We start from the raw sequence: 23,544 nt of genomic DNA, 5'->3' as shown, positions 1-23,544 counted from the left end.
TCATGAAGATTATGCTCTCCGTTGGTGAGGCATCAGGCGATTTGCACGGTGCCACCGTGGCCAACGCCCTGAAACTTTTACAGCCGGATATTGAGCTTTTCGGGATGGGCGGCAAAGCGATGGCGGCCGCCGGTGTTTCGATTGTATATGATATTGCCGGCCTGGGCGTGATTGGCTTTGTCGAGGTCGTAAAAAACCTGGGCAAACTGTTTGCCCTGCGTGATAACCTGGCTGCCCTGATGGACAAAGAACAGCCGGATGCCCTTGTCGTTATCGACTATCCGGATTTTAATATGAGACTGGCGAAGATCGCCAAACAAAAAGGCATTCCCGTAATATCGTATATCAGTCCGTCGGCCTGGGCCTGGCGGCGGGGCCGGGCCCGGGACGTGGCCGGCATTGTCAATAAAGTAGCCGCTATTTTTCCCTTTGAGGCGGAAGTCTACCGGGAGGCGGGCGCCGATGTCACTTTTGTCGGCCATCCCCTGGTGGATATCGTCCGGCCGGCTCTCAGCCAGGAGGAGGCTTACCGGCATTTTAACGCCCGCCCGGACCTGCCGCTGGTGGTGCTGCTGCCAGGCAGCCGGCAGCAGGAAATCGACACCTTGCTCCCGGTCATGCTGAACGCCTGTGAATTGATTGTCGAAAAACTGCCGGGCTGCCAGTTTTATCTGCCGGTGGCCTCGACAATTTCCCGGGAAATGCTGCAAACCATGCTTGCCGTCTGTACGGTAAAGGTGACCCTGACCAGTGAGCATCCCTATGATCTGATGGGGCTGGCCGATGCCGCCGTTGCGGCGTCCGGCACCGCTACCCTGGAAACCTCTTTAATGGGGACGCCTACCGTCATTCTGTACCGGATGGCGACCCTGACCTATTGGCTGGGCAAGCTCCTGGTTAAAATACCTGATATTGGCTTGCCGAACATTGTTGCCGGGCGGAGGATTGTGCCTGAATTGCTGCAGGCGGCCGTGACCCCGGACGCCATTGCGACCGAGACGGTCAGGCTGATTGCCGATCAGGCAGTCCGCACCCAGGTACTGGCCGACCTGGCCGAGGTAAAGGCAAAGCTTGGAGAAACCGGTGCGGTAAACCGGGTGGCCGAGGTCATACTGGCAGTAGCGTCCCGATCAACAAGCGAGGTATCTACATGAAACTCTATCTGCGACTGTTAAGATATGTAAAACCATACATGCCCCGGTTTATTGTGGCAGTCATCTGTATTCTGTTGGCGTCTGCCGCCAATCTGGTGATTCCCTGGATTATTCAAAATGTGATTGACGATGTGCTGGCCGCCAAAGATATGCAGATGCTGGATACCATTGCCGTTGGTATTGTGGTTGTGTATTTGCTGCGCGGCTTTTTCTTTTTTGGCCAGACCTACCTGATGTCTTACATCGGCCAAAAGGTGGTTATTGATATCCGCGAGGCCGTATACCGGCATCTTCAGCGCCTGTCCCTGTCGTATTATGAAAAGCGGCAGACAGGCAGCATTATGAGTTATATCACCAACGATGTGGCCGCCCTGCAAAACGCGCTGGTAGACAGCGTGATCGAGGCGATAACCGAGTCGGCCATACTGATCGGCTCGATGGCCGCCATGTTTTATATCCACTGGAAGTTATCGCTGCTGACCTTTATTACGCTGCCGCTGGTGGCCCAGGCCATCAATATTTTTGGCAAGCGGCTGCGCAGTGCCAGCCGGGTCATGCAGGAACGGGCAGCCGATATTACCTCTGTCCTGCAGGAGACAATTGCCGCGGTGCGGGTCATTAAGTCCTTTGTCCGTGAAGATTACGAAATCGGCCGCTTCAGCCGGCAGAACTATTCCAATTTCCGCGCCCAGATGAAAACCGCCCAGCTGGGGGCCACCTTAACGCCGATTGTCGAATTCCTGGGCGCGATCGGGGTTACGATCATCATCTGGTACGGCGGCCGCGAGGTCATTAACGGCCACCTTACGGCAGGGGCGCTGATTGCGTTCCTGATTTATGTGGTAAATATCACTAATCCCATCAAACGGCTGAGCCGTGTGTATGGCAACATCCAGCGGGCCCTGGCGGCCGCGCAGCGGGTGTTCGACGTGCTGGACACGGAGCCGGAAATACAGGATATGCCCGGGGCCCGGCCGCTGCCGGCCATTACCGGGCGGGTAGCCTTTGAGCAGGTAACCTTTTCCTATAAACCGGGGGAAGTGGCGCTGGACGACATCTCGCTGGTGGCCGAGCCGGGACAAATGCTCGCGATTGTGGGCCCGAGCGGCGCCGGTAAAACTACCATTGCCAACCTGATCCCCCGTTTTTACAGTCCCGAAGGCGGCCGTATCACCATTGACGGTTATGATATTAAAACAGTTACCCTCCAGTCGCTGCGGGAGCAAATCGGGATTGTCCCGCAGGAAACGGTCCTGTTTAACGGCACTGTTTACGACAATATCCTGTATGGCGACCTGGAAGCCACCAGGGAACAAATCATTGCCGCGGCCCAAGCCGCCAATGCCCATGAGTTTATTATGGCCATGCCCGACCAGTATGACACCCATATCGGCGAGCGCGGTTCCAAGCTTTCCGGCGGGCAGCGCCAGCGGGTGGCGATTGCCAGGGCCATTCTCAAAAACCCGCGGGTACTCATTTTGGATGAAGCGACTTCGGCCCTGGATGCGGAAAGTGAACAACTGGTCCAGGGGGCGCTGGACCGGCTGATGATTGGCCGCACCTCTTTTGTTATTGCCCATCGCCTGTCAACCGTACAGCGGGCCGATCTCATCCTGGTTATGGACAAAGGCCGGATTGTCGAGCGCGGCTCCCATACGGAGCTTATCGCCGCCGGCGGCCTGTACTGCAAGCTATACCAGGTCCAGTTTGCCGACAAGTAAAACCCTGTATATTCCAATAAAGAGGTAGCAATATGTACTTTATCTACAATATTCTGGCCGTGATTCTGGTAATCCTGGCCTTGCCGGTTTTCGCCGTACGGACTTTTCAGGAAAAAGGTTTTGCCGAACGCCTGAAACAGAGCCTGGGCTGGCTGCCGGCCGCGACAATTTGCAAACTGGCCGGTAAAGACGTTATCTGGCTGCATGCTGCCTCAGTCGGCGAAATTGTGGCGGCCAGCCCGATTGTCAAGGAGGTCCGCCATGAGCTGCCAGGCATACCAATACTGGTATCGGTAGTTACAGCCTCCGGCTATGATATGGCCAAACGGATCATGCCCGAGGCGGACGGGGTGATTTTTGCGCCGCTGGACCTGCCCTGGCTCAGCCGGTCTGTCATTGCCAAAATCCGGCCCCGGGTGTTTCTGCTTGTGGAAACCGAGTTATGGCCCAACTTCCTGAAAACCGCCAGGGAACTGAATATCCCCGTAATGATGGTAAACGGCCGGATTAGTGAAAAAAGTCTGAGCCGCTACTCCTATTTTCGCGGTGTGCTGAAAGAGATGCTGGACACCATCGTGAAATTTTGCATGCAATCCACGATTGATGCTCAATATATTACCAGGCTGGGTGCTGATCCCGACCGGATCGTGGTAACAGGGAACACCAAATTTGACCAGAGCTATACCAAACTGGATGCCCCGGAAAAAGCCCTGCTGCATCAGGCCCTGCGCCTGCGCAGCCCCGGGACGGTCATCGTGGCCGGCAGTACCCACAAGGGGGAAGAAGATCTGCTGCTGGCTGCTTTTACCCGGGTTGTTGCCGAATTTCCCGCCACGCAGCTGATTATCGCCCCCCGGGACATCATGCGGGCCGGCGAGATTGCCGAGCTGGCCGGCAAATATAATTTTACCGCTGCCCGGCGGACCAAGCTGGCCGGAGAGGCCGGCGGCAATTTTATGCATGTAATCATCATTGACACCATCGGGGAACTGGGGAAAATCTACGGTGTTGCCGATATCGTTTTTATCGGCGGCAGCCTGATTGCCCACGGCGGCCATAATCTGCTGGAGCCAGCCGCCCATGGCAAACCGATTTTGACCGGACCGCATATGTTTAACTTTAAAGATACCTATGCCCTGCTGTCAGGCCGGAATGCCTGCCAGACCGTCAGGGACAGCGACAGCCTGGCCGCGGCGGTGCTCAACCTGCTCCAGAATCCGGCCGCGGCCCGGCAAATGGGCGACGAGGCCCTGGCCATTATTAAAGAAAATCAGGGCGCGGCCCGGAAAAGCGCTGTTCTTTTGAAAGAAGTATTGCAGGCCCATGGCTTACTGCAAACGAACTAACAGGCGAAAAGGCGGAACACCATATGATGCATCAGCGTGAAGCGCTACAGGTATATCTATATAAATTAGTGCATGGCGAAAAAAGCGGCCTGCTGGCAGCCGTGCTTCTTGGCCTGCTCCGCGGCATGTCGCTCCTTTATGGCCTTGGAGTCACAATCAAACTGGGCATGTACCGGTTAGGCGTCTTATCCTGCAACAAACTGCCCTGCAAGGTAATCAGCCTGGGCAATATTACTGTCGGCGGCACCGGCAAAACCCCGACCGCCCAGCGCCTGGCGGCGATTATCCGGGATATGGGCTATAAAGTGGCCATTCTTAACCGCGGGTATCGTTCCGGCTGGAAGGGCGAGGTGGGGGTCGTATCGGACGGCAGCAAGATCTACATGACGGTGACGGAAGCCGGCGATGAGGCCTATCTGCTGGCCAAAAGCCTGCCGGGGGTGCCGGTTATTATTGGCCGCAACCGCTATATTACCGGCAGTTATGCGGTCAATCAACTCCAGGCGGAGGTAATCATCATGGATGATGCCTATCAGCACTGGCAGCTGCAGCGGGATCTGGATATTGTGCTGATTGACAGCCTGAATGTATTCGGCAACAATTTTCTGCTGCCCCGGGGCACGCTGCGGGAACCGCTCCAAAACCTGAACCGGGCCCATGCTTTTCTCTTAACCAAGGTTGACCAGGCGGCCGATAACGCCCGGGAGACGATTAAGGGCACGTTAGCCCGCTATAACGATCAGGCGCTGGTTGTGGAAAGCACCCATACCCCCCAGTGTTTTATCGAGATTGAAGAATGGTACAAGGGAATACGGCCGGAGACAGTGCCGCTGGACAAGATTCAGGGGCAGCCGGTGCTGCCTTTCTCGGCCATCGGCAATCCGTCGTCTTTTGAAAAGACGATTGTCGATCTGGGCGGCGATATTGTCGGGTCTGTGCAATTTCCCGACCATCACGACTACACCATGGCCGAGATGCAGGCCATTATGCAGAAGGCGGTGGACAACAGCGCCCGGGCCCTGATTACCACCGATAAAGACGCCGTTAAAATCCCTTCCGAGTTTATTCACTCCGAACGGCCGCTGCCGGTCTATGTATTGTCAATAGAAGTCAGGTTTCATGACGGGCAGGCCGAACTCATGGAACTGATAAAACAGGTGACCAGCCATGGTTCCTGACAGGGGGTATTGTCCATGAAGTTTCTCTGTGTAATCCCGGCCCGCTATTCGTCAACCCGGCTGCCGGGAAAACCGCTGGCCATGATTGCCGGCAAGCCGATGATCCAGCATGTATACGAGCGGGCGAAGCAGGCGCGGCGACCGGCAACGGTCCTGGTGGCGACCGACCATGAGCTGGTTTATAACGCGGTTGCCGGCTTTGGCGGCGAGGTACTCATGACCGCCGCCAGTCATCCCACCGGCACCGACCGCCTGGCTGAGGTCGCCGCCCACTATCCGGCGGTAGATGTCATCATCAATGTGCAGGGCGATGAGCCGCTGATTAAACCGGAGGTTATTGATCTGCTGGCTGCTGCCTTTGACGACAGCCCCGGGCTGGCCATGGCTACTCTCATGACCGAAATGGACCAGGAGGAATACAATCTGCCCAGCGCGGTCAAGGTTGTGGCCAGCCTGGACGGCTATGCCCTCTACTTTTCCCGGTCCCTGATTCCCTTTCCCCGGAATAACAAACTGCCCGGCGGGCCGCTGCCTGTATATAAGCATATCGGCATTTACGCCTACCGCCGTGACTTCCTCCTGCGCTATGCCGCTTTGCCGCCAACGCCGCTGGAACTGAGCGAGTCGCTGGAACAGCTGCGGGCGCTGGAGCATGGCTATAAAATAAAAGTGCTGAAGACCGATTTTAAATCCATCGGTGTTGACACCCCGGAGGAACTGGAGCGGGTTAATGCCTATTTCCGCAATCACTCACAATAAAAGGAGGCCATGTTATGCATACAGTACAGATTCAAGACATTACCGTCGGCGCCGGGCAGCCCATTGCCCTGATTGCCGGCCCCTGTGTCATCGAAGAGCCGGAACGGACCCTGAAAATTGGCCGGGCCATCAAGGTAATTACCGACCGGCTGAACATCCCCTATATCTTTAAAGCCTCCTATGATAAGGCCAACCGGTCGGCGTACAACTCCTTCCGCGGGCCGGGCCTGAAGGAAGGTCTGCGTATCCTGGCTCATATTAAGAAAGAACTGGGTGTGCCGGTGGTCAGCGATATCCATTGTGTAACCCAGATTGACGAAGCGGCCGAGGTGCTGGATATTCTGCAGATTCCTGCTTTTCTCTGCCGGCAGACCGACCTGGTTTACCAGGCCGCCCGCACCGGCCGGGTTGTCAATGTGAAAAAAGGCCAGTTTCTGGCGCCGCTGGACATGAAAAATGTCGTTGCCAAGCTGGAGGAGGCCGGCAATCAGAAGATCCTGCTGACCGAGCGGGGGGCCACCTTTGGCTATAATAATCTGGTGGTCGATTTCCGGGGGCTGCCGATTATGCGGTCCCTGGGGTATCCGGTGGTATTTGATGCCACCCACAGTGTGCAGCTGCCCGGGGGAGCCGGCACCAGCTCCGGCGGCCAGCGGGAATTTGTTCCCTATCTGACAAGAGCGGCCGCTGCTGCCGGCATTGACATGCTGTTTATGGAAGTCCATGACAACCCGCCTGAGGGCAAATCGGATGCCTGTAATATGCTGTATGTGGATAAACTGGAAGAACTGCTGACCGATGTACTGGCAATCGACAGTGTGGTCAGCAAGCATAAATAGCATGAACCTGCAAGGAGGGTGTAGTATGCCTATTGAACAAGCACGGGCCTGCCTAGAGCTTGAAGCGGAGGCGATCCGGGCCTTAATTCCCCGTATTAATGATCAGTTTGTCATTGCCATGAATATGATTTTGCATTGCTCCGGCCGGGTCGTTGTCACCGGCATGGGAAAATCGGGGCTTATTGGCAAAAAAATAGCAGCAACCCTGGCCAGCACCGGAACGCCGGCCTTTTTTCTTCATCCGGCCGAGGGCATCCACGGTGATCTCGGCATGGTTACTGCCGACGATATTGTGTTAGCCATCTCCAACAGTGGGGAAACCAGCGAACTGATCAGTATCCTGCCGGCCATTAAGAGGATTGGCGCCGCCATTATTGCCATGACCGGCCGGAAACAATGCACCCTTGTGCAAAATGCCGATGCCTTTCTGAATGTGGCGGTGGAAAAAGAGGCCTGCCCGCTGGGGCTGGCCCCTACGGCCAGCACCACCGCCGCGCTGGCCATGGGCGACGCCCTGGCCGTGGCGCTGCTGTCGGCCCGTAATTTTACGCCCGAAGAATTTGCCCTGTTCCATCCGGGCGGGGCGTTGGGCCGCAAGCTGCTGCTGACGGTGGAGAACGTCATGCGCGGCGGCGAGGAACTGCCGGTGGTAACGCCGGACAAAACCGTGAAAGAAGCTTTATTTGCCATTACGGCCAAAGGTCTGGGAGCAGTGCTGGTGGTCGAGTCGCTGGCCACTATGCAGCTGGTGGGACTGCTGACTGACGGCGACATCCGCCGCAGTCTGGAAAAAGGCCACGAATTTCTCGATAAGCCGGTAGGCGAGCTGATGACCAGACAACCGCGAACCATCGCCAAAGACAAGCTGGCCGGCCATGCGCTGAATATCATGGAGAAAAACCAGCCCCGGCCCATTACCCTGCTGCCAGTAGTTGACAGTCAGTTTCGGGCGATTGGTATTATTCACCTTACTGACTTATTGCGTCAAGGAGTGGTATAATGGATAGTGTAGCCTGGGCCAAAAAAGTCAAATTGCTGATTTTTGATGTAGACGGCGTTTTGACCAGCGGTCATATTATCTTTGGCGCCGAGGGCGAAACCGTCAAGGAATTTTACGCCCAGGACGGCCTCGGTATCTCGCTGGCCCACAAAGCCGGGCTTAAAACCGCCATCATTACCGGCCGCGAGAGTGAAATGGTGCGCCGGCGCGGCGCCGAACTAAAAATCGGCGATGTGTACCAGGGGGCTGTGGATAAAGTCACCGCCCTGCAGGAACTTGTTACCAAACACGGTCTGGCGTTAGAGGAAATTGCCTATGTGGGCGACGATATCAACGACCTGCCGGTCATGGTCCAGGTCGGTCTGCCCTGTGCGGTTGGCAATGCGGTGCCGGAGGTCAGGGCAGCGGCGAAATATATTACCGGCCGGCACGGCGGCAACGGCGCTGTGCGTGAGGTAATCGAGCATATCCTGAAAGCCCGGGGCCTGTGGGACAACCTGATTCAGCAGTATATGAAACCGGAACGATTCACTATAAACCAATAAACAATTAATGTTAACGTAAATTCAAAGTGGCAGGAGGTGGAGGCTGGTTATAAATGTTCAGCTGCTAGGCGGAAGGAGGACGTGAACGTAGTCGTACTGGGAAGTACGTCGGAGGGAACGCCCGGACTGACAACAACACCGTCGCCTATGAGACTATTTTTGTAGAGTTGGTCGGCATTAGTTTGTTGTAACAGCATCGCACAGATGGGCGTTTAGAACCTGCCGGGGATATGCCGCCGGAGTGGCAATATCATATTTGGAAAGGGGCCAGCCGTTTGGTCTGCCTGCTGCCGCACTGGGTCCTGCTTACTGCCGGCCGCTGGCTGGGCCGCCTTTATTACCGGCTGGCCGGCAAGCAGCGGCGCCGGGCCCTCAGGCAGATTCGCGAGCGTCTCGGCCTGACTGAGCCGGCGGCGGAAGCCATCATCAGAAGCTCCTTTATCAAGTTAACCCAGACATTTCTGGAAGTACTCCAAATGCCTGTTTTGAATCAGGCGAATATCAACAATTATGTGACCTTTGAGAACCGCCACTATCTGGAATCGGCCCTGGCCGGGCAAAAAGGCGTTGTTTTTCTGACCGGCCATCTGGGCAACTGGGAATGGTTCGGCGCCGCCCTGGCCCTGGCCGGGTTCCCGGTGGCCGACATTGTGAAAAACCAGCCCAACGACCAGCATACCCGTATCCTCAATGAACACCGGCAGCTGTTTGGCATTGAACTGTTTGCCAGCGGCACCGGCGAAATCATCGGCGCGGCCAAAGCGCTAAAAAAAGGCAAACTGCTGGCATTTTTTGGTGATCAGGATGCCGGCCGGGACGGCGTATTTGTCGATTTTTTGGGGAAGCCGGCCGCAACCCATCTGGGGCCGGCCGTCTTTGCCCGCAAGTTTAAGGCCCCGGTGGTGCCCGGCTTTATTGTCCGGAACGCGGACGGGACGCACCGGATCCTGCTGCAGCCGCCCGTTTACTATGAAGATACCGGCAATCCCGATGCCGATCTATATAACCTGACAAAACGCCTGACCAAAATCATTGAAGCAGCGGTCAGAACCTACCCTGATGAATGGTTGTGGTTTAAAAAGCGCTGGAATACTGAGGTGAAATCGCCTTGATGAAAAAAAACTATCTGATTATTATTTGTGTTGTTGCGATCCTGGCCGGAGGGCTCTATTATCTGCTGGCGGGACCGGACGGCGAGCAGACCGCCGATCCCCAGACACCGGCGCAGCCGGCTGCGAATCTAACCTTTGCCGGCAGTTCCATCATTGAGGAACAGGATGGCAAGCGGTTATGGGAACTGAGTGCCGATACCATTGAAGCGGAACCTGACGGCAAAGTCGTCTATTTATACAACCTGAAAGGCGTGTTTTATCAGGAAAACGGGGAAAAGCTGGAGATCATTGCCAGACGGGCCGTACTTGATGCCAAGACCAGAGATATCTCCCTGGAGGGCGATATCCGGGCCACTGCCAGTGACGGCGCCGTATTTACCGCGCCGGCCGCCAGCTGGAGCGGGGAACCCAAGCTGTTTACCGGTACCGGCGGTGTCACCCTGATCCGCGGTGATACGGTGATTACCGGCGATAAGCTCCTGACAGACGCCACGCTGGAAAAAGTTAAAGTGCTCGGTAAGGCCAGGGTACTCACAGGAGGGAAGACAGAATGAAAAAACTAACACTGATTTTATGGCCGGCGGCTATGGCTATGACCCTGGCGCTGCTGGTCAATACAGGCAGCCTGAGTGCCCTGGCGGCGCCGCCGGCCAACACCCCGGTGGAGATTGCGGCTGAGACCATCGAATATGACGCCGCCAGCGGCCTGATGACGGCAACCGGCGGTGTCCGGATTACGCAGGGCCAGGCGGTAATGACCGGGGACCGGGCCCAGTACAATACCAAGAGTCAGGAGGGGCATCTTACCGGCGGTGTACAGGCCGTCAGCGAGGATGCCACCCTGACGGCGGCCGAGGTCAAAACCTACAACCGCAATACCCAATTGGTTGCCTGGGGGGAGGCGGTGCTGACAAAAGGCGACCAACGGCTTACAGGCCCGCGGATTGAATATGTTACCACAACGCAATATGCCCTGGTCCCGGCGAATGCTAAAATCGAGATGCCTGACGGCACCATGACTGCTAATAAAATTGAAGCCTTCATCGCGGAGAAGAGGGCGGTTGGCACCGGCTCTGTCCATATTGTCAGCCCGACGCGCAAGCTTGATGCCACCGCCGATATAGCAACCTATTATGGCGACCCGCAAGGACAGAGTAAAGTAATTCTGAGCGGCAATGCCCGTGCCATCCAGGATGGCAATATTCTGACCGGGGAAACCCTGACCCTGCGCCTGGATGAAAAGGCGATGGGCGCCCAGGGCCGTACCAAACTGGTCATAACCCCGCAGTAACGGACGGAGCAAACTCTTAGATAGTAGCGAGGATGTTGCAAGCATGTATATCGAAACCCGCGATCTGGTAAAAACCTTTAAAACCCGCAATGTAGTCAACGGGGTCAGCCTGCGGGTCGAGCAGGGGCAAATCGTTGGCCTGCTGGGAGCTAACGGGGCCGGCAAAACCACTACTTTTTATATGATAGTCGGCCTGGAGCGCCCCAGCAGCGGTCAGATTTTTATAAATGGCGAGGAAATTACCCATATGCCGATGTACCAGCGCTCCCGCTACGGGATCGGCTATTTGCCGCAGGAGGCTTCTATTTTCCGCAAGCTGTCGGTGGAGGACAACCTGATGGCAATTCTGGAAACAACCAAGCTCACCCGGGAGGAAGCGGTGGCCAAAAGGGAAAGCCTGCTGGCCGAGTTTCATGTTGAACACGTTCGCCAACGCCTGGGCTCGGAGCTGTCAGGCGGCGAGCGGCGCCGGGTGGAGATTGCCCGGGCGCTGGCCACCGATCCGGCGTTTATTCTGCTCGATGAGCCGTTTGCCGGTGTCGACCCGATTGCCGTGGCCGACATTCAGGCCATTATCAGTTATCTGAAAGAACGGGGCATCGGGGTGCTGATTACCGACCATAATGTCCGGGAAACCCTGAGCATTGTCGATAAAGCCTATATTCTCAACGAAGGACAAATCCTGATTGACGGCGACAGTGAGACCATTGCCAACAGTGAGGTTGCGAAAAAGTATTATCTTGGCCACAACTTCAGCTTGTAAGGAGAATTGCATGCGTATACTTGACAAATATATTCTAAAAGAGCTGCTGGGGCCATTCTTTTTCGGGATCGCCGCATTTTCCAGTGTATTTATCGGTACCAGCACCCTATTTAAAATTGCTCAATATATAACTAAATACGGTGCCTCGATCCTTTCCGTAACCAAGCTGTTTTTCTACAGTCTGCCGCCGATTATCGTCTTAACCTTCCCCATGTCCATGCTGCTGGCGGCCTTGCTGGCCTTCGGCCGCTTGTCCGGTTCCAGCGAGATCACGGCCATGCGGTCAGGGGGACTCAGTTTTTACCGGCTGGCTGTGCCGGTTATGATCATCGCCTTTGTGGTCAGCATGGCCGCTGTTGTCCTGAATGAAAAGGTTGTGCCGGCGGCCAATGCCGGCTATAGTAACATTGTGCGCTATGAGATTGAGAAAAATACCCGGCCCAAATCGCAGGAGCACATCATTGTCAAGGATGTTAAGGGCGGGCAGATTGAGCGGTTAACCTATGCCCAGAGCTTTATGGCCGATACCAATACCCTGAGCAAGGTGTCGGTACAGGAATTTGAGGACGGCCAGCTGGTCCGGATTGAGAATGCCGAAAGCGCGATCTGGGCAGCCGACCGCTGGATTATGTACAACGGTACGATCACCGACCTGTCGGCAGAAGGCCGCGTTACCCGCACCTTACGGTTTACCGAGCAGATCATGCCGATTACGAAAGATCCTGTTGAAATCGGGCGGGAACAAAAAAAATCTGACGAAATGTCGATGGCAGAGCTTAAACAGCATATTGAAGTGCTAAAAAAGGAATATGCCAGCACCGGCAGCTATGAGGTCGAGCTTTATCAGCGGGTCGCTATTCCCATGGCCAGCTTTGTCTTTGCCATGATCGGCACCCCCCTGGGCCTGTCGCCCAACCGGTCCAGCTCTTCCATCGGCCTGGGCCTGAGCATTATCATTATTTTCATGTATTATGCCGTACTGACAGTTTCCACGGCGCTGGGCCAGGGCGGGGCCATCCCACCGCTGGTTGCGGCCTGGATCCCGAACATTATCGGGACAGTGGCCGGCATCTATTTAATCTATAAAGCATCACGCTAAGCTGCGTTTCATTTGTTGGCGAGAGGAGGGATAGCCATGTACGGTATAGTGCTTATTGCCATAATTGCGGTTATGGGCGGCGCCATCGCGTATATTGGTGACAAACTAGGTACAAAAGTCGGAAAAAGGAAACTCAGTATCTTTGGTCTCAGACCCAAGCACACTTCCATCATTGTAACCATAGTTACAGGGATTCTCATCTCAGCGATTACCCTGGGGTTTATGGCCGCCGTATCCTGGGATGTCCGTACCGCGCTGTTTGGCATGGAAGAGCTTAAAGCCGAACTGGTGTCCCTGACCGGCGAAGTGGATTTAAAATCAACCGAACTGGAACGCAGCCGGGCTGAGCTGGAAACCAAAACAGCCGAATATGTGGCCATCACGGCCAAGGTGCAAGATAATGCCGCCCGCCTGGCCCAGAGTATGGCCGAGCTGGATGCGGTAACGGCCGAGCGCGATAAGGCGGCAGCGGCCCTGACCCAGCTGCAGTCCAATTATGCCCTGGCCCAGAAAAACCTGGTCAAATATCAGGGGGATATTAAAAAGCTGCAGGCCACAAAAACAGAACTGGACAGCCGGATTGCCGGTCTCAACACCAAACTGGGCGAGTTAACGGCGGCACAGACTGCCTTGCAAAGCGATGTGGACCGGTTGAATGAATTGACCGTAAGCCTGAAAAACGGTTTGCAGAGTGTCCGGGAAGGGACGGTGGTCTTTAGGACCGGCGAGGTATTATCCACCGCAGTCATTGATGGCGGCAAGCCGCTGGCCGAGACCACGGCCGCCCTGGGGGCGGCTGTGTACCGGGCTAATCTGCAGATCCTGGATAAACTGGACATGGCTGAGCAAAAGCTGGAGGTGCTGTGGATTGCCCGCTCGGAGTTTGACCAGGCGGCAGCCCTGATTGCCGACACCAACCAGCAGGTTATTGTCCGTATTTCCACTGTGGGCAATACGGTATACGGCGAACCGGTTATCGGCCGGATTGAGCTGTATCCGAACCATTTGGTATATAATAAAGGCGAGAGTGTTTACAGCGAGGTGATCAATGCCCCGGCCAATGCCCAGCAGGCCGAGGAAGCGGTTATGCTCTTTTTGCAAAAGGTAAATGCCGCGGCTGTCACCGAGGGCATTCTGCCTGACCCGATCCAGGGCACTGTGGGCAGCATGAGCGGATCCCAGCTCTTTGAGGTTGTGAACCGGGTCAAACGGTACAATGGCAAAATCGAGTTAACGGCCGAGGCGAAAGCCGACACCTATACGGTGGGGCCGCTGCAAATCGAGATCCGGATAAAAAGCGCCTTCTAGAAAATTGACACAATATACCTGTCACGAATCCTGCCTATCAGGCAGGATTCTTTTTTTTTGTGCAGAATATAGGCAATATGAAGTTTAGTTATGTAAAGTACATAACTGCTTCAAGATGCAGTTGCCATATCTAACCAAAGCTTATATTACAAGAGTTTTACCAAAAACTACATGGAGTTCAGCAGAAGGATTTATTGCAACTGTGTCGAAATTATGTTAACATAAAACCTGCGGAATGCGGCAGGTGCATATCATGAATAAGCCCTGCAGAGAGGAAGGACAGATTGAGGAAACGTGGATACTCATTCGAACCCCTCCCCCCTGAACGGGTAGACCTCCTGGTATGTCGGTGGCGACACCCGCACATGTAAATATAACATTTCAAGGGGGATTTTCGAATGAACAAGAGACTTCTGAAAGCAGCAGTTACCACTGCGCTGACCGTAGCATTTGCCGTACCGGCATTTGCCAACCCGTTTTCCGATGTACCGGCAAAACACTGGGCTTATGATGCTGTCGGCAAGCTGGCCCAAGCCGGCGTAATCACAGGCTACGAAGACGGCACCTTTAAAGGCGACAAAACCGTTTCCCGTTACGAAATGGCATCCATGGTGGCTTCGGCCATGCAGAAAAACCTGAACAACGACCAAAAAGAGATCGTTGACCAGCTGTCCAAAGAATTTGCCACTGAGCTGACTGAAATGGGCATTAAAGTGGAAGCCCTGGATAAAAAAGTCGACAACATGGTGAAAATCTCCGGTGACGCCCGTGTCCGTTATGGCGTCAGCGACGACTTCGATAACACTGACTTCCGCGCCCGGGTAAGCTTTGACGGCAAAATCAACAACGACCTGAAGTTCAATGCCCGCATGACCAGCGGCAATCTGAACTATGATGCCGACTTCTCCAACGGCGACGGCGTTAAGCTGGACACTGCCAACGTAACCTTTGATGCGCTTGGCCTGACCAATACTATTGGCCGCCAGGATCTGGTGCTTGGCAACGGCTTCCTCCACGACTCGGCTATGACCGGTATCGCTGCCCAAGCCGGCAACCTGAAGGCTTATGCCGGTAACCTCAAAGACAGCACTAAGATCTATGGTGCCGAATATGGCATGAAACTGGGTGCTGCTACCGTTACTGCCGACTATGCCAACTACGATGACGGCACAAACAATGAAACCGATGTATATGGCGCCAATGTAGGTATCAAACTGACCAACAGCGTAACTGCTCTTGGCGAATTCTACAACTTTGATAATGGCTCCATCGATGCCGATGCAGCTGCTTATGGCCTGAAATTCAACAAGCTTGGCCTGACTGCCCTGTATCGTGACGTAGAAGCCGGTGCGAACTCTCCGTTCGCCAATATCCACAATGATATTCAGAACCTGAAAAACGAAAGCAACGGCTACAAAGGTCTGGAAGTACGCTATGACCGCGCCCTTGCTAAAAACACCACTCTGAACCTGAAATACCAGGACTTCGAAGATCAAAACGGTACAGAACTTAGCGGCGGCGCCCGTACCCAGGCTGCCATCAACGTTAAATTCTAATAAGCATTCCGCAACAAAAGGACGCCTGCGGGCGTCCTTTTTGTTTTGACCGGGGTCAGGCCTCACACTTTCTACTTTCTTAAAGTGAAAAGTGTGAGGCCTGACCCCGGCGCAATTATTTTTATTTGCCGCCGGAATGTGATATTATTATTACAGCAGGAAACATAGACAGGGCAAACGCATATAGTTATGGAGGGATGCTTAGTGCCTGCGGACCTCGTTTTGGCAATCGACCCGGGCCGGGAGAAATGCGGCCTGGCCGTCGTCCACAAAAAAGAGGGGCTGATCGATAAAACCATTATTGCCACGGCCGACCTCGCGGCTGCCGTGGCCACCCTGGCGGCGGCCCATAACCTGACAACTGTCCTTATCGGCGACGGCACGACAACCCGGGCGGCCCGGAATACCCTGGCGGCAATCACCGTGAGGGGCCACAGCCTGACCATCATCCCTGTCAATGAATACCGCTCCACTGATGAAGCCCGGGTGCGGTACTGGCGCAGCCATCCGCCCCGGGGCCTGAAACGCCTGCTGCCAACCGGCATGCTGGTGCCGCCGGTACCGGTAGATGACTTTGTGGCCCTTATCCTGGCCGAACGGTATTTTCGGGAGTTATAACCTGTTGGCAACCATTTTTTTAACTTTATGACAAGAAACTATAGCCTGCTTGTAATTTTTTTTACAAACCAAGCAGGAATATATTCCCCCGTGTAGAATATGTATTATCAGCAAGATAGGTAAATAATACATATCGAGCTAAATTCAGGTCTTACTGCCGGTATTTTCATGCCGGTGTTAAGATATAGAGAGATATGCCGGCAGGCGCCGAAAGAAGAGATTTTGAGGAAACATGGACACTCAATGCGTTCTTCTTTAGGTACAATGACCGGCAAAAAAAAACAAATACCTAAGGAGGAAACAACAATGAAAAGACAAACTGCCCTGGCTTTGGCCGCCGTATTCTCCCTGAGCGTTGCCGGTACCGCCCTGGCCGCTCCTGCCAACCCCTTCGTGGACGTTCCCGCAAATCACTGGGCCTATGACTCGGTAAGCAAGCTGGCTAGAGCCGGCATCGTTTCCGGTTATGGCGACGGCACCTACAGAGGGGACAGAACCCTGACCCGTTACGAAATGGCCACGATTGTCGGCAAAGCCCTTGCCAACAGCGAAAAAGCCGATGCTGAAACCCAAAAAGAACTGGATGCCCTGAAAACTGAGTTTGCTGCCGAACTCAACAACCTCGGCGTTCGTGTCGACAACCTGGAAAAGAAAGTTGACAATGTAAAAATCAACGGTGAAGTTCGTTTAAGATACGAAGACCAAGACTTCAAAATTGGTGGCGTATCCTCAGAAAACAAACCCTTACAACTCCGTACCCGTTTAAAAGTACAAGGCGCTATCAATGATGACTGGACCTATGTTGGCCGTTTTGAAAATACCCAGAACTTAAAAACTGGCGGTAATGAGGGCGATACTAAACTTAACTGGGCTTATGTGAATGGCCCGATCGGTGCCGTTGACCTGACCCTTGGCCGCTTTGATGTAACTCCTGCTTACGGTATTGCTCTTGACGACACGATTGACGGCGTACAGGCCAGCTTCGGCAATAAACTTAGGGTTGATCTTATTGCCGGCAGAGCACAAGATGACTATTCAGTGATAACTTCCGAAAGAGACGATTTATATATTGCCAACCTGGGTTATGGTTTCAGTGATAAACTGAACTTCAACGGTGCTTACTTCCACCTGAAGCCTGAGTCCAGCAGCAACGATAAGGTAGACCTTTATGAAGTAGGTCTGGATTATCAGCTGACTCCTCATGTTAACCTGGCCGGTGCCTACCTGAAGAGTGATGCCGATAACGATGACAAAGGCTACTTTGGCCAGATTTCCTACAAAGGCGCTGACCGTACAGCAGTTAAGAGCTTTGGTGCCTGGGTCAACTACCGTGACCTCGAAGCTAACACTTTGATTTCCACGACATTGGATTATGGCACAGTTGCAACTGACGGCAAAGGTTATGAAGTTGGTTTCAGCTATGTACCAATGAAAAATTCAAAATGGACCACCAGCTATACCGATCTGGAAGGTTCTACTATCAGCCAGGATAAAGCTGAGTACTTCCTGACAAAAGTAGAGTTCTACTTCTAAAACCCATCTAAGGTAACTAAAAAGGATTGCTTCAAATAGGTTTTCGACCTATGCGAAGTAATCCTTTTTTTATTTCCTATGCGAGTTTTAAGTGAATTGTTAAAGCTGTATTAAGGTTATGTTAAGGAGGAAAAAATAGGCAGGAATTGATTTTCGGATGTAGAATATTTTTCATGCCTAAGAATAAAGCGTAATCATTCATACGCTAAGTGGGGTCTTTCCGCCGTGAGGCGTTAAGATATAGCACTCTTGATCAAGAGAATGTTGAGGAAACAAGGACACTCAGATTCTCTCTTTAAGTGTGCCTATAAAAAAGTTAAAACTTAAGGAGGAAAACAAACATGAAAAAACAAACAGCCTTAGCTCTGGCGGCCGTATTCGCCCTGAGCATAGCCGGCACCGCTCTGGCGGCTCCTGCTAACCCCTTCGTGGACGTTCCCGCAACACACTGGGCCTATGACTCGGTAAGCAAGCTGGCTCAAGCCGGTATTATCTCCGGTTATGGCGACGGCACCTACAGAGGGGACAGAACCCTCACCCGGTATGAAATGGCCACTATTGTCGGCAAGGCCCTCGCTAACAGTGATAAAGCCGATGCCGAAACCAAAAAAGAACTGGACGCCCTGCAGACGGAATTTGCTGCCGAACTCAACCAACTCGGTGTTCGTGTCGACAACCTGGAAAAGAAGGTTGACAATGTAAAAATCACCGGGGAAGCTCGTGTAAGATATGAAAATCAGGATAAGACGTCGGTTGACGACGTATCCACGAGCAAAAAAACCACACAGCTCCGTACCCGCTTAAAATTCCAAGGCGCCATCAATAATGACTGGACCTATGTTGGCCGCCTGGAAAATACGCAGGATCTGAAGACTGGCGGCAACGATGATAGTACTAAACTTAACTGGGCATATGTCAATGGCCCGATTGGCGCTCTTGACGTAACCGTTGGCCGTTTTGACGTAGCCCCTGCCTACGGTATTGCCCTTGATGACACGATTGACGGCGTACAGGCCAGCTTCGGCGACAAGCTTAAAGTTGATCTCATTGCCGCCAGACAGAACTATATTGGGACTACAAAAGACGATATATACATTGCCAATCTCGGCTATGGCTTCAGTAAGAAACTGAAATTCAAAGGCGCTTACTTCCATTTGGAGCCTGAGGCCAGCAGTAATGATTCGTCTGATCTCTATGAAGTAGGTCTGGATTATAAGCTGACGCCTCAAGTTAACCTGGCCGGTATCTATCTGAAGAGCGATGCCGATGACGCTAACAAAGGCTACCTTGCCCGGCTTTCCTACAAAGGTGCTAACCGTAGCGCCGCTAAGAGCTTTGGCGCCTGGGTTATCTACCGTGACCTCGAAGAAAACACTATTATTTCCTCAACTTTAGATTATGAAACAGTTACAAAAGACGGTAAAGGCTATGAAATTGGTTTCGGCTATATACCTGCAAAAAATATTAGATGGATCGCCACCTATAACGACCTGGAAGGCTCCGCTGACAGTCGGGAAACAGCTGAGTACATCATGACAAAATTAGACTTCTACTTCTAAACTCGTTCTAAGTCAACTTAAGCAGGATTACTTTAAATAGGTTTTTTTCAGCCTATGCGAAGTAATCCTGTTTATATTTTTCCTTTGTAAAAAAATCGTCAAATTAGGAAAAATGCAGCAGGAATTAATGTCTAAATGTAGAATATATTGTATCCACAAGAATATTGTGCCAAAAAACCAGTATATATATGCACCCGGTCTTTCCGCCGCAAGGCGCCAAGATATAAGCATCACCTAGCAAGGGGAATTATGAGGAAACATGGATACTCAGTTTACCTTCTTAGGCGCTTATCGTAAAACCAAACTTTAATAACCTAAGGAGGCACACACATGAAAAAACAAACAGCCCTGGCTCTGGCGGCCGTATTCGCCCTGAGCGTAGCCGGCACCGCCCTGGCGGCTCCGGTAAACCCCTTTACCGACGTTCCCGCAAAACACTGGGCCTATGACTCAGTAAGCAAGCTGGCTCAGGCCGGCATCATTTCCGGTTATGGCGACGGTACCTACAGAGGTGACAGAACTCTCACCCGCTATGAAATGGCCACTATTGTCGGCAAAGCCCTTGCTAACAGCGACAAAGCCGATGCGGAAATCAAAAAGGAACTGGCTGCCCTGCAGACCGAATTTGCCGAGGAACTGAACACCCTGGGCGTGCGGGTGGATGCGCTTGAGAAAAAAGTTGATAATACAAAAATTACCGGCATTATCCGGGCCCGATATGAAAACAATGATTTTAACGGCACCACTGATATGAGCCAAAATCTGCGTACCCGCTTAATGATCAATGGCAAGATTAACAACGACTGGAGCTACAATGCCCGTGTGCAGAATGTCCAAAAATTGCGGACTGGCGGCAATGATGGCGATACCGTGATTAACATTGCCAATGTCAGCGGTAAAGTCGGCGACGCCACTGTAACGGTAGGCCGCTACAGCTACCTTTCGGCTTTAGTCCTGGATGATCAGGTTGACGGCGCTCTCGTCAGCTTCGGCAATAAGCTGAAAGTGGATCTTGGCGCGTTCAAGCATGATCCTACTTCCTCTATTACCACTGCCCTGTCTGAAAATAAGAATGACACCTTGTATTTATTGAATTTAGGCTATGCTCTTACTGATAAAACCAATGTTCGCGGTGCTTATTTCCACAATGACGACACCGATCGAAATATTTATGAATTAAGCCTTGATTATCAATTACTGAAAGACGTTAAACTTGTCGGCGCCTATGCAAAAGAAGATGAAGACAAGAACGATTCCTACTATGTGCAGCTTAACTATAAAGGCGCAAACAGAGCGAAATCAGGCTCGTACGGTGTTTATGCCCATTACCGGGAGTTAAATCCCTACACCTATATGGCTCCTGTCTTTGATCAGGACTACCTTACTTCAGCAATTGGCGAAGGTAAAGGCTATGAAATCGGCTTTAACTACACACCGGCCAAAAACATCCTGATGACCTCCTCCTATACGGATCTTGACGGCACTACTACCGCTAATAAAGATAAAAACACTAAATACTACAGAGCACAGGTAGAATTCTTCTTCTAAGCTCCCGGGCCTGCTGGCGATGCCGGCAGGCCTTTTTATTTACCATAAATGACATATCCTGCCTGATTACAGGCAGGATATTGATTTATTATGACGAATTCAATCTATATCAACAAATTAGGGAGGACAACCGGCATGATCAAACAGAAAATAGTGGCACTAGTTACCCTTGTTATGCTGATTGTTTCTGGGCTGGCCGTTCCGGCGGCGGCGCAGGCAGCAGGCGAACTCACCGTTATCGGCAAACTGGCAATTGCCGAAAAAAGCATATATGGGGCTGCGCAAACCGGTTCCTTGCTGGACCGGGTCACGAAAGTGGAACAGGACCTTTATGGACATGAAACCAGTGATGCCGTACTGCCGCGGGTAGAGCAGATTTATACCTATCTCTTTGAGGCCAATGAGCATACCCCCTCCTTGCTTATTAAGCTCAACGCTGTTGAGTGGACGCTTACCCACCGTATAAGCGACAGTCCGATCCAGACCAGAATTGAAAAACTGGAAACGACGATGAACGGCACCCCGGGCGCCGGTTCCCTTGATGCCCGCCTGGATGCATTGCTCAACCTTGCTTATACCGATGGGAACCTGGAGATTGTGCCTGCTATCCTTGTTAAAGATACCCTGGTTAAGGTTAAAACCCTGTCCAAGTTAAACAGCAAGCAAAGCCGGGTCGGTGATTCTGTAGCGTTAGGGATTGCGGAAGATGTATTTATCGGCGGGGTGCTGGTATTGCCCCAAGGGGCTATTGGCACAGGCAAAATAACAGAAGTGCGGCAGGCCAAAAACTTTGGCCGTGATGCCAAACTGGAGATTAGCTTTGATACAGTAGGGGCCATTGACGGCAGCAGTGTGAATACATTCTTAGGCGACAAGGCCAAAGAAGAGACCAAGTCCATGGCCAAAGCGGCCGGTGCCAGTGTGGCCGGCATGGTCATTCTCGGACCGGTGGGGATTATTGGCGGTGCTTTTATCAGTGGCAAAGATGTGGAGATCCCGATTGGCAGCCAGATGTATATCCAGACGAAAGAGGATGCTGAAGTTTATGGTATCAGAGTTAAATAAACGGTAAAAACCAGCCCGAAAAGCCGCATAACTGCGGCTTTTCTACATATTACTAGGCGCATAATGAAGGAAAATGCAGCAATCTGTAGAATTAAACCGGGAGAGTACCCTTTTTTCTTTCATTATTTCAGACAGGAGAAATTAAGCGCTATGCCTAATAATAGAAAACTTATTCTGGGACTCATGGCTTTCATGATTGTCTTCGGGGCACCGGCAGGCCCGGTCCGGGTGGCTGCCGCTCAGCCGGCCACCGCCAGTCAGGTCCCGATTACCATTGAAGCCGAGGAACTGACGTTTAGTGAGGAAACAGGTGATATCCTGGCCAAAGGCCAGGTAGTCATTACCAATGAAGGGCAGCGGGTGGAAGCTGAGCAAATCAACGGCAATACCAAGCGCAATGAGATCTGGATCCATGATCAGGCCCATTTTTCCCAGCCTGATGCGGTATTGTCCGGCAGCCGCACCGTCTACAACTACAAGCTTAAGACCGGCAGCATGGAAGCAATCAAAGGCAAAATCGGCCATAAATTCGTGGCCGGGGACAAGATCAGCCTGCAGCCTGATCAGTATGTCGTCAGCCAGGGGTCGGCAACCCACTGTCCGGCCGAAGTGCCGGATTATCATATCAGTGCCGATAAGATTGAGATCTGGCCCGGCGACCAAATGGTTGCCTATAACGCAAAATTCTGGATCGGCAATACGGTCATCTTTTCCATGCCCAAGTACCGGCAGTCGCTGAAACCAGGAGAAGACAGCATGGCTTTTCCCCGGATTGGCTATGATAATGATGATGGCCTGTCGATCAAGCAGCATATTGAGTATCCCTTTGACGATAAACTGTCGGCGTATGCGAATCTGGACTATTACAGCCAGGCTGACTTTAAACCCAGCGCCGGCTTCATTCAGCGGGAGAAAAACTTTTCTCTGGATTTGACCTATGGCCATTTCCGGGATAGTGACAGCAACTGGATAAAAAAAGAACCGGAGTTTAAGTTTTCCTATTATCCCAACCAATTAGGCTCCTGGCCGGTCCACTATACGTTTACCGCGATTTACGGCAAGTGGTCGGATGACGACAAATCAAGCTGGCATCAGGATTACAGCCTGTACTTCAGCCATGAGCCGATAAAGCTCAGCAGCTCGAGCAACCTGTATCTGGGAGCCGGCCTGCAGCATGTGCGGGAAAGCTATGATCACTCGACCACCACCAATTTTAAATATGACGCCACCATTGACAAGCAGTGGTCGGAGCGGTTCTCCACCTGGGCCGGGTATCACTATAACCAGAATAATCCCAAGCTGTTTGAGTATGATACCGATGAGATCAACCGTGAGCTTGTCGCCGGCTTTGCCTATAAGATTGACCGTATGAATACGATCAGCATCGAGCAAAGCTATGATATGGATGAAGACCGCCTGGCCGATGTGGACTACGTTTGGTACCGCAACCTGCACTGCTGGGAAGCGAAAGTCACTTACCGGGCCAAACGGGATCAGATTAAGCTAGATATTAGTACAATTAAGTTTTAATACCGGAAGGAGACTACACT

The 23,544-nt window shown here is 52.7% G+C and carries 21 protein-coding genes; all 21 read left to right on the top strand.

Going from position 1 to position 23,544, the window contains the following annotated elements; translation table 11 throughout:
* Positions 1 to 2 precede the first annotated feature (2 nt).
* The 21 genes from lpxB to ACZ481_RS20870 all read left to right on the top strand — a co-directional run bounded on the left by lpxB (position 3) and on the right by ACZ481_RS20870 (position 23,524).
* The gene (gene lpxB / locus ACZ481_RS20970) at positions 3 to 1,154 is read left to right on the top strand and encodes a lipid-A-disaccharide synthase (RefSeq protein WP_464767278.1); all 1,152 of its coding nucleotides are present in this window, start codon (positions 3 to 5) and stop codon (positions 1,152 to 1,154) included.
* Positions 1,151 to 2,875 carry a lipid A export permease/ATP-binding protein MsbA gene (gene msbA, locus ACZ481_RS20965; RefSeq protein ID WP_464767277.1) on the top strand — a complete coding sequence of 575 codons (1,725 nt, stop codon included), beginning with the start codon at positions 1,151 to 1,153 and terminating at the stop codon, positions 2,873 to 2,875. Before lpxB ends, msbA begins: the two co-directional genes overlap by 4 nt.
* 32 nt (positions 2,876 to 2,907) lie before the next feature.
* Positions 2,908 to 4,221, top strand: coding sequence for a 3-deoxy-D-manno-octulosonic acid transferase (locus tag ACZ481_RS20960; RefSeq protein WP_464767276.1), 1,314 nt, complete (start codon positions 2,908 to 2,910; stop codon positions 4,219 to 4,221).
* A 23-nt stretch (positions 4,222 to 4,244) separates the two neighbouring features.
* Positions 4,245 to 5,399 (top strand): tetraacyldisaccharide 4'-kinase, encoded by a 1,155-nt coding sequence (gene lpxK, locus ACZ481_RS20955; protein ID WP_464767275.1) that lies wholly within the window; start codon positions 4,245 to 4,247, stop codon positions 5,397 to 5,399.
* A gap of 15 nt (positions 5,400 to 5,414) precedes the next feature.
* Positions 5,415 to 6,158, top strand: a complete 744-nt coding sequence (kdsB, locus tag ACZ481_RS20950) for a 3-deoxy-manno-octulosonate cytidylyltransferase (RefSeq protein WP_464767274.1) — start codon at positions 5,415 to 5,417, stop codon at positions 6,156 to 6,158.
* A 14-nt stretch (positions 6,159 to 6,172) separates the two neighbouring features.
* Entirely contained in the window at positions 6,173 to 6,997 is an 825-nt protein-coding gene (kdsA, locus tag ACZ481_RS20945) for a 3-deoxy-8-phosphooctulonate synthase (protein WP_464767273.1), read from the top strand.
* Between the two features lie 25 nt (positions 6,998 to 7,022).
* Positions 7,023 to 7,997 carry a KpsF/GutQ family sugar-phosphate isomerase gene (locus tag ACZ481_RS20940; RefSeq protein ID WP_464767272.1) on the top strand — a complete coding sequence of 325 codons (975 nt, stop codon included), beginning with the start codon at positions 7,023 to 7,025 and terminating at the stop codon, positions 7,995 to 7,997.
* Positions 7,997 to 8,542 carry a KdsC family phosphatase gene (locus tag ACZ481_RS20935; RefSeq protein ID WP_464767271.1) on the top strand — a complete coding sequence of 182 codons (546 nt, stop codon included), beginning with the start codon at positions 7,997 to 7,999 and terminating at the stop codon, positions 8,540 to 8,542. The genes ACZ481_RS20940 and ACZ481_RS20935 overlap by 1 nt, the downstream gene beginning before the upstream one ends.
* Before the next feature lie 230 nt (positions 8,543 to 8,772).
* Entirely contained in the window at positions 8,773 to 9,654 is an 882-nt protein-coding gene (locus ACZ481_RS20930) for a lysophospholipid acyltransferase family protein (RefSeq protein WP_464767270.1), read from the top strand.
* On the top strand, positions 9,654 to 10,208 hold the full coding sequence (lptC, locus tag ACZ481_RS20925; RefSeq protein ID WP_464767269.1) for an LPS export ABC transporter periplasmic protein LptC: 555 nt from the start codon (positions 9,654 to 9,656) through the stop codon (positions 10,206 to 10,208). The genes ACZ481_RS20930 and lptC overlap by 1 nt, the downstream gene beginning before the upstream one ends.
* Positions 10,205 to 10,945 (top strand): LptA/OstA family protein, encoded by a 741-nt coding sequence (locus ACZ481_RS20920; protein WP_464767268.1) that lies wholly within the window; start codon positions 10,205 to 10,207, stop codon positions 10,943 to 10,945. The genes lptC and ACZ481_RS20920 overlap by 4 nt, the downstream gene beginning before the upstream one ends.
* Positions 10,946 to 10,988: 43 nt before the next feature.
* Positions 10,989 to 11,708, top strand: coding sequence for an LPS export ABC transporter ATP-binding protein (gene lptB / locus ACZ481_RS20915; protein ID WP_464767267.1), 720 nt, complete (start codon positions 10,989 to 10,991; stop codon positions 11,706 to 11,708).
* Positions 11,709 to 11,718: 10 nt separating this feature from the next.
* Entirely contained in the window at positions 11,719 to 12,807 is a 1,089-nt protein-coding gene (locus tag ACZ481_RS20910; RefSeq protein WP_464767266.1) for an LptF/LptG family permease, read from the top strand.
* A 36-nt stretch (positions 12,808 to 12,843) separates the two neighbouring features.
* The gene (locus ACZ481_RS20905) at positions 12,844 to 14,115 is read left to right on the top strand and encodes a DUF3084 domain-containing protein (protein WP_464767265.1); all 1,272 of its coding nucleotides are present in this window, start codon (positions 12,844 to 12,846) and stop codon (positions 14,113 to 14,115) included.
* Positions 14,116 to 14,513: 398 nt separating this feature from the next.
* Positions 14,514 to 15,671, top strand: coding sequence for an S-layer homology domain-containing protein (locus ACZ481_RS20900; protein WP_464767264.1), 1,158 nt, complete (start codon positions 14,514 to 14,516; stop codon positions 15,669 to 15,671).
* 204 nt (positions 15,672 to 15,875) lie between these two features.
* On the top strand, positions 15,876 to 16,289 hold the full coding sequence (locus tag ACZ481_RS20895; protein ID WP_464767263.1) for a RuvC family protein: 414 nt from the start codon (positions 15,876 to 15,878) through the stop codon (positions 16,287 to 16,289).
* 306 nt (positions 16,290 to 16,595) lie between these two features.
* Entirely contained in the window at positions 16,596 to 17,822 is a 1,227-nt protein-coding gene (locus ACZ481_RS20890) for an S-layer homology domain-containing protein (protein ID WP_464767262.1), read from the top strand.
* A gap of 341 nt (positions 17,823 to 18,163) precedes the next feature.
* Entirely contained in the window at positions 18,164 to 19,381 is a 1,218-nt protein-coding gene (locus tag ACZ481_RS20885) for a porin (protein ID WP_464767261.1), read from the top strand.
* Positions 19,382 to 19,711: 330 nt separating this feature from the next.
* Positions 19,712 to 20,929, top strand: a complete 1,218-nt coding sequence (locus ACZ481_RS20880; protein WP_464767260.1) for an S-layer homology domain-containing protein — start codon at positions 19,712 to 19,714, stop codon at positions 20,927 to 20,929.
* 135 nt (positions 20,930 to 21,064) lie between these two features.
* Positions 21,065 to 21,994, top strand: a complete 930-nt coding sequence (locus tag ACZ481_RS20875) for a hypothetical protein (RefSeq protein WP_464767259.1) — start codon at positions 21,065 to 21,067, stop codon at positions 21,992 to 21,994.
* Positions 21,995 to 22,144: 150 nt separating this feature from the next.
* Positions 22,145 to 23,524 (top strand): LPS-assembly protein LptD, encoded by a 1,380-nt coding sequence (locus ACZ481_RS20870; RefSeq protein ID WP_464767258.1) that lies wholly within the window; start codon positions 22,145 to 22,147, stop codon positions 23,522 to 23,524.
* Positions 23,525 to 23,544 lie beyond the last annotated feature (20 nt).

It is taken from the genome of Sporomusa intestinalis (assembly GCF_055383785.1).
The sequence above is the reverse complement of the archived record's forward strand: the minus strand, read 5'-3'. Positions and strand labels throughout refer to the sequence as shown.

What these genes read in the sequence shown, in the direction of transcription:
- lpxB (WP_464767278.1), top strand. Translation starts at nt 3, where the DNA reads ATGAAGATTATGCTCTCCGTTGGTGAGGCATCAGGCGATTTGCACGGT.
- msbA (WP_464767277.1), top strand. Translation starts at nt 1,151, where the DNA reads ATGAAACTCTATCTGCGACTGTTAAGATATGTAAAACCATACATGCCC.
- ACZ481_RS20960 (WP_464767276.1), top strand. Translation starts at nt 2,908, where the DNA reads ATGTACTTTATCTACAATATTCTGGCCGTGATTCTGGTAATCCTGGCC.
- lpxK (WP_464767275.1), top strand. Translation starts at nt 4,245, where the DNA reads ATGATGCATCAGCGTGAAGCGCTACAGGTATATCTATATAAATTAGTG.
- kdsB (WP_464767274.1), top strand. Translation starts at nt 5,415, where the DNA reads ATGAAGTTTCTCTGTGTAATCCCGGCCCGCTATTCGTCAACCCGGCTG.
- kdsA (WP_464767273.1), top strand. Translation starts at nt 6,173, where the DNA reads ATGCATACAGTACAGATTCAAGACATTACCGTCGGCGCCGGGCAGCCC.
- ACZ481_RS20940 (WP_464767272.1), top strand. Translation starts at nt 7,023, where the DNA reads ATGCCTATTGAACAAGCACGGGCCTGCCTAGAGCTTGAAGCGGAGGCG.
- ACZ481_RS20935 (WP_464767271.1), top strand. Translation starts at nt 7,997, where the DNA reads ATGGATAGTGTAGCCTGGGCCAAAAAAGTCAAATTGCTGATTTTTGAT.
- ACZ481_RS20930 (WP_464767270.1), top strand. Translation starts at nt 8,773, where the DNA reads ATGCCGCCGGAGTGGCAATATCATATTTGGAAAGGGGCCAGCCGTTTG.
- lptC (WP_464767269.1), top strand. Translation starts at nt 9,654, where the DNA reads ATGAAAAAAAACTATCTGATTATTATTTGTGTTGTTGCGATCCTGGCC.
- ACZ481_RS20920 (WP_464767268.1), top strand. Translation starts at nt 10,205, where the DNA reads ATGAAAAAACTAACACTGATTTTATGGCCGGCGGCTATGGCTATGACC.
- lptB (WP_464767267.1), top strand. Translation starts at nt 10,989, where the DNA reads ATGTATATCGAAACCCGCGATCTGGTAAAAACCTTTAAAACCCGCAAT.
- ACZ481_RS20910 (WP_464767266.1), top strand. Translation starts at nt 11,719, where the DNA reads ATGCGTATACTTGACAAATATATTCTAAAAGAGCTGCTGGGGCCATTC.
- ACZ481_RS20905 (WP_464767265.1), top strand. Translation starts at nt 12,844, where the DNA reads ATGTACGGTATAGTGCTTATTGCCATAATTGCGGTTATGGGCGGCGCC.
- ACZ481_RS20900 (WP_464767264.1), top strand. Translation starts at nt 14,514, where the DNA reads ATGAACAAGAGACTTCTGAAAGCAGCAGTTACCACTGCGCTGACCGTA.
- ACZ481_RS20890 (WP_464767262.1), top strand. Translation starts at nt 16,596, where the DNA reads ATGAAAAGACAAACTGCCCTGGCTTTGGCCGCCGTATTCTCCCTGAGC.
- ACZ481_RS20885 (WP_464767261.1), top strand. Translation starts at nt 18,164, where the DNA reads ATGAAAAAACAAACAGCCTTAGCTCTGGCGGCCGTATTCGCCCTGAGC.
- ACZ481_RS20880 (WP_464767260.1), top strand. Translation starts at nt 19,712, where the DNA reads ATGAAAAAACAAACAGCCCTGGCTCTGGCGGCCGTATTCGCCCTGAGC.
- ACZ481_RS20875 (WP_464767259.1), top strand. Translation starts at nt 21,065, where the DNA reads ATGATCAAACAGAAAATAGTGGCACTAGTTACCCTTGTTATGCTGATT.
- ACZ481_RS20870 (WP_464767258.1), top strand. Translation starts at nt 22,145, where the DNA reads ATGCCTAATAATAGAAAACTTATTCTGGGACTCATGGCTTTCATGATT.